The sequence below is a fragment of the Streptomyces sp. NPDC002779 genome (genome assembly GCF_042888685.1).
Taxonomy (GTDB): Bacteria; Actinomycetota; Actinomycetes; order Streptomycetales; family Streptomycetaceae; genus Streptomyces.
Genome location: NZ_JBIAQC010000047.1, coordinates 1 through 10919 on the forward strand (window position 1 = coordinate 1; position 10919 = coordinate 10919).

Genomic DNA, 10919 nt, shown 5'->3' on the forward strand with positions numbered 1-10919 from the left:
ACCCCACCCGCACCCGCGTGCACCAAAACCGTCTCCCCGGCCCGCACACGACCGAGATCCACCAGCCCGTAATACGCGGTCAAGAACACCACCGGAACAGTCGCCGCCTGCTCGAACGACCACCCCTCCGGCACACGGACCACCACCCGCGCATCCGCCACCGCCAACGGACCGAAACTGCGCGGCACGAGCCCGAGCACCCGGTCACCCACCGCGAACTCGGTGACGTCATCGGCCGTCTCCACGACCACACCGGCGATCTCGCTCCCGATGAACGCCTCACCGGGATACATGCCGAGACCGATCAGGACGTCACGGAAGTTCACCCCGGCCGCCCGGACCGAGATGCGCACCTGACCGGACTCCAGCGGCGCGGCGGCCTCCGGCGCCGGAACCAGCGCCAGCCCGTCCAACGTGCCGGAACCCGAGGTGTTTAGCCGCCACGCGGACTCCCCCGCCGGAACCGCCAGGCTCCCGCCCGACCCGGCCGCACGCACCAGACGCGGCACCAGCACCCGGCCCTCCCGGACCGCCAGCTGGGGCTCACCACTGGCCAACGCTGACCGCACCACGGCCGCATCGTCACCGTCGGCGGTCGGGTCCAGGTCGAGCAGAACGAACCGCTCCGGATACTCGGACTGCGCGGACCGCACGAGCCCCCACACGGGTGCGGTCGCAAGATCAGCGAGGTCACCGCCATCGATGGCCACCGCGCCCCGCGTCACCACGACGAGCCGCGACTCGGCCAACCGCTCCTCGCGCAGCCAACTCTGCACCAGCGCCAGCACATTGGCGGTAGCGGTCTCGGGGTCGCCACCGGCGGGCGGAGTGAACAGGACGAGCGGCGGTACGGAGGAGACGCCGTCGAAGAGGGCGGCGAGGTCGACGTACCCACCCTCCTCCGCCGTGCTGATCACGGCCCAGTCGCCCGTCACGTCCGCGTCCGCTGACTGGGGCACGCTCTCCCACATCAGCCGGTAGAGGGAGTCCGTCCCGGTGGTGAGGGACGACGTCAACTGCTCCGCTGTGACGGGCCGCAGTGTCAGGGAGTCGGCGGCGGCGATGGGGGCACCGGTGCCGTCGGCGAGGAGCACGGAGAGCGCGTCCCCGCCGAGGGCCGTGATACGGACGCGGGCGGCGGTGGCACCGGACGCCAGGAGCGACACGCCCTCCCACAGGAACGGAAGCCGCAGCCCTTCACTGGGCTCTGCGGTCGCCAGCACCGCATGCAGGGAAACGTCCAGCAGCGCCGGGTGCACCCCGAACTTCCCCGCCTCGGCATGCAGTTCCTCTGCCAGCTCCACCTCGGCGAAGAGCTCGTCGCCCCGGCGCCAGGCGGCGGTCATGCCCTGGAAGGCGGGGCCGTAGCCGTAACCGGCGGTCTCGGCCGCGGCGTAGAAGCCGGACACGTCCACTGGTTCCGCTCCGGCGGGCGGCCAGACGGTGAGGTCGGCGGGCGGATCTGCCGGGGTCCGCGCGAGGACTCCCCGCGCGTGCGCGGTCCACGGCTCGGCCGTCTCCGGTCGCGAGTACACCGTGAGCGGGCGCCGCCCGTCCTCATCGGCTGCGCCTACGACGACCTGGACCTGAACTCCGTTCTGCGCGGGGAGGATCAGCGGTGCCTGGAGGCTGAGTTCGGCAAGGTGCGCGGCGCCGACCTCGTCCCCGGCGCGGATCGCCAGTTCCACGAACCCGGTGCCGGGGAAGAGGACCGTACCGGCGACGGCATGGTCGGCGAGCCAGGGGTGCGTGCGCAGGGAGAGGCGGCCGGTGAGCATGACCCCACCGTCGGCGGCGAGACTGACGGCGGCGCCCAGCAAGGGGTGCCCGGCGGCACCTTGTCCCAGCCCGACGGGGTCGCCTGTCGGGCCGGCGGACTCCAGCCAGTAGCGCTCGCGCTGGAAGGGGTACGTGGGCAGGTCGACGCGGTGCGGGTTGCGGCCTTCGAAGAGGGCGGCCCAGTCGACGTCGACGCCGCTCGCCCACAGCCGGGACACGCCCTGCGTGAACGTCTCCACTTCGCCGTGGCCGCGGCGCGTGGCCGGGACGAACAGCCCTTCGACGCTCTCGGCACCCATCGCGGTCAACGTGGCGTCGGGGCCCAGCTCCAGGAACTTCGTCACCCCGGACTCGGCCAGCGCAGCGACCCCGTCAGCGAAACGGACCGCTTCGCGAACATGCCGTACCCAGTACTCCGGGGTCCGGATCTCCTCGCCCGCCACCCGGCCCGACAGGTTCGACACCACCGGGATGCGGGGGTCGGCGTAGTCGACGCTCGCGGCCACCTCGGAGAAGTCGGCCAGCATCGGCTCCATCAAGGAGGAGTGGAAGGCGTGCGAGACCGCCAGCCGCCGCGTCTTGACCCCGGCCGCCGTCAGCCGCTCCCGCACCACCTCGACATCCGCCTCGGCTCCCGAAACCACCACCGAGGTCGGCCCGTTGACGGCAGCCACATCAACCCGCTCCGCGTGGACGTCCTCGACACCGGCCTGCACCGCGAGCATCGCCCCACCCTCGGGCAGCGCCTGCATCAACGACCCCCGCGCAGCGACCAACCGGCAGGCATCCTCCAGCGAGAACACCCCCGCCACATACGCGGCGACCAACTCACCGATGGAATGCCCCATCACGAAGTCCGGACGAACACCCCACGATTCAGCGAGCCGATAGAGAGCCACCTCGACCGCGAACAATCCGGCCTGCGTGAAGACCGTGCGATCCAGGACCTCACTGTCGGCCGACAGCGCCTCCCTCAACGACCCGGGCAGCAGCCCCTTGAACCCGGCACACACCTCATCCAACGCCCGGGCGAACACCGGGAACTCAGCCGCCAGCTCCGCACCCATCCGCGCCCGCTGCGACCCCTGCCCCGTGAACAACACCGCAAGGCGACCGTCCACCACACCGCCGCTGGACTCCACCGAGCCCAGCCCCGCCGTCAACTCCTGTGCGTCCGAGCCCCACACCACCGCGCGATGCGCCAACCCGGCCCGACCGGTCGCCAGCGACCACCCCACATCCACCGGATCCAGCCCACCGACCACCCCGGACAACCGCCCGGCCTGCGCCACCAACCCCTCAGCGGACCCGGCGGACAACACCCACGGCAGTACCCCACCCACCGGAGACGGAGACGCCACCTCCTCCGCGACCTCCGGCGGCTCCTCCAAAATGACGTGCGCATTCGTCCCGCTGGCACCGAAGGACGAGACACCCGCTCGGCGGACACCGTTCGGCGACTCCCAGGCACGTTCCTCCGTCAGGAGGGAGACATGGCCCGCGGACCAGTCGACGTGCGGGGTCGGCTCGTCGACGTGCAGCGTGCGCGGCAGCACGCCCGCTCGCATCGCCATGACCATCTTGATGACACCCGCGACACCGGCAGCCGCTTGCGCGTGCCCGATGTTCGACTTGACCGACCCCAGCCACAACGGACGATCGGCCGCACGGCCGTCACCGTACGTGGCCAGGAGGGCCTGAGCTTCGATTGGGTCCCCCAGGGTCGTACCCGTGCCGTGCGCCTCCACGGCATCCACCTCGGCAGCCGTCAGCCCGGCCTGGGCGAGCGCCTGGCGGATCACGCGCTGCTGCGACGGCCCATTGGGCGCCGTAAGACCATTCGACGCACCGTCCTGATTGATCGCCGAACCCCGCACCACCGCCAACACCTGATGGCCGTTGCGACGCGCGTCCGACAACCGTTCCAGCAGCAGCACACCCGCGCCCTCGGCCCACCCCGTACCGTCCGCCGCAGCCGCGAACGACTTGCAGCGACCGTCCGCGGCCAGCCCACGCTGACGGCTGAAGTCGATGAACGTCCCCGGCGTCGGCATGACCGTGACACCGCCCGCCAGAGCGAGGTCGCACTCGCCCTGGCGCAGTGCCTGGGCCGCGAGGTGCAGCGCGACCAGTGAGGAGGAACAGGCCGTGTCGACGGAGACCGCGGGCCCCTCCAGGCCGAAGGTGTAGGCGAGGCGGCCGGAGACCACGCTTCCGGAGGTTCCGGTTCCGATGTAGCCCTCGATGTCCTCGGGGATGCTCGGAAGCCGGCTGGCGTAGTCGTGGTACATCACGCCCGCGAAAACTCCGGTACGGCTGCCCCGCACCGAGTCCACCGCGATGCCCGCCCGCTCGAACACCTCCCACGACGTCTCCAACAGCAACCGCTGCTGCGGATCCATCGCCACCGCCTCCCGCGGCGAGATCCCGAACAGACCGGCATCGAACTCGGCGGCGTCGTAAAGGAATCCGCCTTCGTTCGCATACGACTTGCCGAACGCCCCCGGATCCGGATCGAACAGCTTCTCCAGATCCCACCCGCGGTCCGCCGGGAACGGACCGACCGCGTCCCCGCCCTCCGCCACCAACCGCCACAGATCCTCCGGCGACGACACACCACCCGGATAACGGCAGGCAGCCGAGACGATCACCACTGGATCATCCGCCACCCCAGCGGTAACCACAGGAACCGCCCCGGCAGCCTCCGCACCGGCAGCGGACCCCACCAGCTCACGCAAGAGCAGACCCGCCACCGCCACCGGCGTGGGATAGTCGAACACCAACGTTGCCGGAAGCCGCACCCCCACCGCCTCACCCAGCCGGTTGCGCAGCTCCACCGCCAGCAGCGAATCGAAGCCCAGCTCCTTGAACGTCCGGTCGGCTCCGACCAGGGCCGTTCCGGCGTGTCCGAGGACGGAGGCGACGTGGGTGCGCACGATGTCCAGGGCGACCGGCTCACGCTCGGTCGCGGGTAGGGCGAGAAGCCTACGGGCCAGCGTGGACCCGCCGGACTCGGTGCGGTCGGCACCGGCGGCGCGGCGAACGGTCGTGGGCACGAGGGTGCGCAGGAGCGGCGGCAGTGCGCCCGTGCCGGCCTGGGTCCGCAGCGCGGCCCAGTCGAAGGCGACCGGCACGAGGTGCGCGTCACCCCGGGCCATGGCGGCGTCGAAGGCGGCCAGTGCCTCGGCGGTGGTCAGCGGGGTCATCGCCTGTCGGGCGACCCGAGCCCGGTCGGCGTCGGTCATCGTGCCCGTCATCCCGCTGGCGTCGGCCCACAGGCCCCAGGCCAGGGAGGTGGCGGGCAGTCCTTCGGCCCGGCGGCGCTGAGCCAGAGCGTCCAAGTAGGCGTTGGCGGCGGCGTAGTTGGCCTGCCCCACCGTGCCGAAGACACCGGCGGCGGAGGAGAAGAGGACGAAGGCGGAGAGGTCGAGGTCGCGGGTCAGCTCGTGCAGATGCACGGCGGCGTCGATCTTCGGACACAGAACGGCGTCGAGCCGGTCGGGGGTCAGCGAGGCGAGGACGCCGTCGTCGAGGACACCGGCGAGGTGGACCACGCCCGTGACGGGATGCGAGGCGAGCAGCGCCGCCAACGCCTCACGATCGGCGGCATCACACGCCACGGCCTCGGCCACCGCACCGGCGGCGGTCAGCTCGGCCACCAGTTCCGCCGCCCCCGGAGCCCCGGGCCCCCGACGACTGGCCAGCACCAGCCGCCGCACGCCATGCTCCGCCACCAGATGCCGGGCGACCAACCCGCCCAGCGTCCCAGTGCCGCCCGTGACCAGGACCGCCCCGTCCCCGAATCCGGCAGCGGGCGCGGTGTCGGAAGCGTTCGCCCGCACCAGGCGGGGCGCCAGCGCCTGACCTCCGCGAACCGCGATCTGCCACTCCCCCGCGCCGAACGCGGCGAGCGCGGGCATGAGTTCATCGGTGTCGACGTCCAAATCGACGACCAAGTCGACGTCCAGGTCGAGCAGGCCGAACCGTCCGGGGTTCTCCGCCTCGGCCGAGCGCACGAGCCCCCACACCGCGGAGGCCGCAAGGTCGGTAGGCGCGCCGGGGCCGGTGGCGACGGCGCCGTGTGTGGCGACGACCAGGCGCGACCCGGCGAACCGCTCGTCCAGCAGCCACTCCTGCGCCATGGCGAGCACCGCACCCACCACGACTCCGGCCGCGGCGCCCGCCGGTACCGGCGGCCTCCACACCACCAGCGCGGGAACAGCCGTATCGGCCAGCGACGACAGCCCATCACCGGAACCGTCGTCGAGCCACACCCAACCCGGCTCGTCCTGCCTGGCCGTAGCGGTGAGGGGCGTCCACTCCACCCGGAACAGAGCATCCCGTACGGCGGACTCCACCCGCTCCAGCGGGCGCAGCACAAGCGACTCCACGAAGGCCACCGGAGCGCCCTCGGCATCGGCCACCCACACCGACACCGCGCCCTCTCCGACCGGAGCCAGCCGCACCCGCACCGCCGACGCCCCCACCGCCGACAACGACACACCCGACCACACGAACGGCAGCCGCACCTCACCGCCGTCCACCGGCAACACCGCGTGCAACGCCGCGTCCAGCACCGCCGGATGCATCCCGAACCGGGCCGCCTCCGACTGCTCGGACTCACCCAGTGCGACCTCGGCGAAGACCTCGTCCCCACGCCGCCACAGTGCGCGCAGCCCCTGGAACACGGGCCCGTAGTGGTAACCCGAGGCTGCCGCCGCCGAATAGAAGTCCGACACATCGACGGCTTCGGCACCTTGCGGGGGCCACACGGCGAACTCGCCCGCCGGAACCTGCGCCGTCTCCGCCGACATCGCGCCCATGGCGTGGGTGGTCCACGGGGACTCGATCCCCGAGTTGTCGGGGCGCGAGTGGATCGTCAACGCCCGGCGGCCGGTGGAGTCGGGGGCCGCGAGAACGACCTGCACCTGCACGGCCGAACTCTCGGGCAGGACGAGGGGTGCCTGCAGAGTGAGTTCGGCGAGATGGCCGCAGCCGACCTCGTCCCCGGCGCGAATCGACAGCTCCACGAACCCGGTACCGGGGAAGAGGACCGTGCCCGCGACGGCATGGTCCGCGAGCCAGGGGTGCGTCCGCAGAGACAGCCGGCCGGTCAGGACCAGCCCTCCATCGGCGGCAAGACTCACCGCGGCACCGAGCAGCGGGTGCCCTGCGGCACCGAGGCCCAACTCGGCGGGGTCACCCGTGGACCTCGCCGCCGCCAGCCAGAAGCGCTCACGCTGGAAGGCGTACGTCGGGAGGTCCACGGGGATGACAGCGCGGCCCGCGTAGACGGCTGACCAGTTGATGTCGGTGCCGTGAACCCACAGTTCGGCCGCGTTCGCGAGGAAGCGGGCGTTCTCGTCCTCGTCCCGGCGCAGGGTGCCGACGACCGTGACCCGCTTCTCCGCAGCCTCGGCAATCGACTGCACGCCCATGGTCAGCACGGGATGCGCACTGACTTCAATCAGCCGGAAATGACCCTGCCCCATGGCTACTTGGACCGCTTCGGTGAAGCGCACGGGCTGACGCAAGCCCTCGTACCAGTACGAGGCGTCCATGGTCTCGGTGTCCAACAGGCCACCGGTGACGGTGGAGATGATCGGCACCCGCGACACCTGCGGCACCACCGGGGCAAGGTCCTCCAGCAACCGCTCCCGTATGTCCTCCACATGGGCGGAGTGCGAGGCGTAATCCACCGGAACCCGCCGGGCCCGAACACCAGCGGCCTCCGCCCGCGCCGAGATCTCATCCAGGGCTTCCGGATCACCCGCCACCACCGTGGCATCCGGACCGTTGTAAACGGCTATCGAGACCCGATCCCCGTACGACGACACCCACGCCGAAGCCTGCTCAGCACCCGTCGCCAGCGACAACATCCCCCCACGACCGGCAAGTTCATCCCGAATCGCGGCGGACCGCAGCGCCACCACCCGCGCCGCGTCCTCCAGGCTCAGCGCACCCACCACCGCAGCAGCGGCAATCTCACCCTGCGAGTGCCCGATCACGGCAGCGGGCTCGATGCCCAATGACTCCCAGACAGCCGCGAGCGAGACCATGACCGCCCACAGAACGGGCTGGACCATGTCCACCCGCCACATCCACCCGTCATCGTCACCGGTCAGCACCTCGCTCAACGACCACTCCACGAACGGCCCCAGCGCCGCCTCACACTCCCCGATCCGCGCCGCGAACACCGGCGAGGACTCCAACAACCCCCGCCCCATCCCCAACCACTGCGACCCCTGCCCCGGAAACACGAACACCGGCGCACCCGACGCCACAGCCGCACCCGACACCGCATTACCCGCGACAGCACCCGACGCCAGCGCCCCCAGCCCAGCCGTCAGCTCAGCACGCTCCCGCCCCCACACCACCGCCCGATGCTCCAGCGCCGTACGCGAAGCCCACAGGCTCCACCCCACATCCACCGGTTCACCCGACACCCCCGCCAGCCGCCCCGCCTGCGCGGCCAACGCTCCCGCCGTACGCCCCGACACCAGCCACGGCACCACCGCCGACCCCGACAACCCTTCCGGCCCGGACACCACGACCGGGCCCAACCCGGCTTCAACCGGCGCCTCTTCCAGGATCACGTGGGCGTTCGTCCCGGAGATGCCGAAGGCGGACACGCCAGCCCGGCCGGGGCGGCCCTCGGGACGCATTTCCACCGGCGCGGTCAGCAGCTCGACGCCGCCCGCCGTCCAGTCGACATGCGGGGTCGGCTCATCGACGTGCAATGTCTTGGGCAGTATGCCCGCACGCAGGGCCATCACCATCTTGATGACGCCCGCGACACCGGCCGCGGCCTGCGTGTGCCCGATGTTCGACTTCACCGACCCCAGCCACAACGGCCTTTTTTCGTCCCGTCCTTGGCCGTAGGTGGCCAGCAGGGCGTCGGCCTCGATCGGGTCGCCCAGGGTCGTCCCCGTACCGTGTGCCTCCACCGCATCCACCTCGGCGGCGGAGACCCCGGCGTTGGCGAGCGCGGCACGGATGACGCGCTGCTGGGACGGGCCGTTGGGCGCCGTAAGGCCGTTGGACGCACCGTCCTGATTGATCGCCGAACCGCGCACCACGGCGAGGACCCGGTGCCCCTTGGCGAGGGCGTCGGACAGGCGCTCGACCACGAGCACACCGACACCCTCCGACCAGCCCGTTCCGTCGGCGGCGGCCGCGAAGGGCTTGCACCGGCCGTCCGCCGAGAGCCCGCGCTGGCGGCTGAACTCCAGGAAGAGTCCGGGGCTCGGCATCACCGTCACACCGCCCGCCAGGGCGAGGTCGCACTCGCCGCCGCGCAGCGACTGCACCGCCAGATGCAACGCCACCAGCGACGACGAGCAGGCCGTATCGACCGTCACCGCCGGACCCTCAAGCCCGAAGGTGTAGGAGAGGCGGCCGGAGACGACGCTCGCAGCGTTGCCCGTCAGGGAGAATCCCTCGACGACGTCCGGCGTGCGCTCCAGGTCGACCAGATAGCTCGGGTACCCGGCGCCGACGAAGACGCCGCTGTTCGACCCCTTCAGCGACGCTGCGGCGATGCCGGCGCGCTCGACCGCCTCCCATGCGGTCTCCAGGAGGAGCCGCTGCTGCGGGTCCATGGCCAGCGCCTCGCGCGGCGCGATGCCGAAGAGGTGCGGGTCGAACTCGGCGGCGTCGTACAGGAATCCGCCCTGTCGGGTGTAGGCGGTTCCGGGGTGCGCGGGGTCGGGGTGGTAGAGCGCGTCCAGGTCCCAGCCGCGGTCGCCGGGGAAGCCCCCGACGGCGTCGGCGCCCTCGGTGACCAGCCGCCACAGATCCTCGGGCGAGGCCACGCCGCCGGGGTAGCGGCAGGCCATGCCGACGATCGCGATCGGCTCGTCCGCCGCCACGGCTGAAGGGGCGGTGGTGACAGCCGTCGCCTCCTCCGTACCCCACAGCTCGGTGTGCAGGTGGCCGGCGAGACGAGCCGGGGTGGGGTGATCGAAGACGATCGCGGTGGGCAGCCGCAGCGCCGTGGCGGCGGTGAGCCGGTTGCGGAGTTCGACGGCGGTGAGCGAGTCGAAGCCCTGCTCCTTGAAGGAGCGCTCGGGGTCGACGGACTGTTCGGAGGCATGCCCCAGTACGGCGGCGACATGGACCCGCACCAGCTCCACGAGCCGCCGTTCCCGCTCGGCACGGCTCAGCCCCGCCAAGGTCTCGGCCAGCCCGCCCGAGCCCTGGCTTCCGGCTGTCGTGTCGGCGGTGCGGCGGGTGGTCGCGGGACGGACGAGTCCGCGCAGCACGGCAGGCACGGTCTCCGAGCCGCGCAGACCGGCGAGATCGAGGCGGGCGGGCACGAGTGCGGGCTCGGCAGAGGCAAGGGCCCGGTCCAGCAGAGCCAGCCCCTCCTCCGAGGACAGCGGCACCAGACCCATCCGGCTCAGCCGCCGACGATCCGCGAGGTCCAGCTCACCCGTCATGGCACTGGCCTGCTCCCACAGCCCCCAGGCCAGGGAGGTCGCGGGCAGCCCTTGGGCGCGGCGGTGATGGGCGAGGGCGTCCAGGAAGCTGTTGGCGGCGGCGTAGTTGGCCTGCCCGGCACCGCCCAGTACACCCGACACCGACGAATACAGCGCGAAGAACGCGAGGTCGGCGTCTTGCGTCAGTTCGTGCAGGTGCAGGGCGGCCTGGACCTTGGGCCGCCAGACGGTAGCCAGTTCCTCCCGGGTGAGGGCGGTGACCAGACCGTCGGCCAGGACACCGGCCGCGTGGACGACACCGGTCAGCGTACGGCCGTCCAGCAGGGCCGCGAGCTGATCACGGTCAGCGGCATCACAGGCCGCCACTTCAACCGTCGCCCCCAGCTGCCGCAGACCAGAGGCGAGTTCGGGGGCACCCGGCGTCTCCAGCCCCCTGCGGCTGGTCAACAGCAGGTTCCGTACGCCGTAGGAAGTGACCAGATGGCGGGCGAGCAACGCACCCAGAGTGCCCGTACCGCCAGTGACCAGAACCGTCCCGTCAGGATCCACCGGCACCGGCATGGTCAGAGCGACCTTGCCGACATGCTTGGCCTGGCTGATGAAACGGAAGGCCTCCGGCGCCCTGCGCACATCCCACGCCCGCACCGGCAACGGCTCCAGCACACCCGACTCGAACAGCCCCATCAACGCCCGCAACAT

General features: G+C 71.7%; 1 protein-coding gene. It reads right to left on the reverse strand.

The features are described from left to right. Positions 1 to 10919 (reverse strand): SDR family NAD(P)-dependent oxidoreductase (locus ACFYW5_RS37310; protein WP_389421595.1); only part of this gene is annotated, 10919 nt, incomplete at both ends.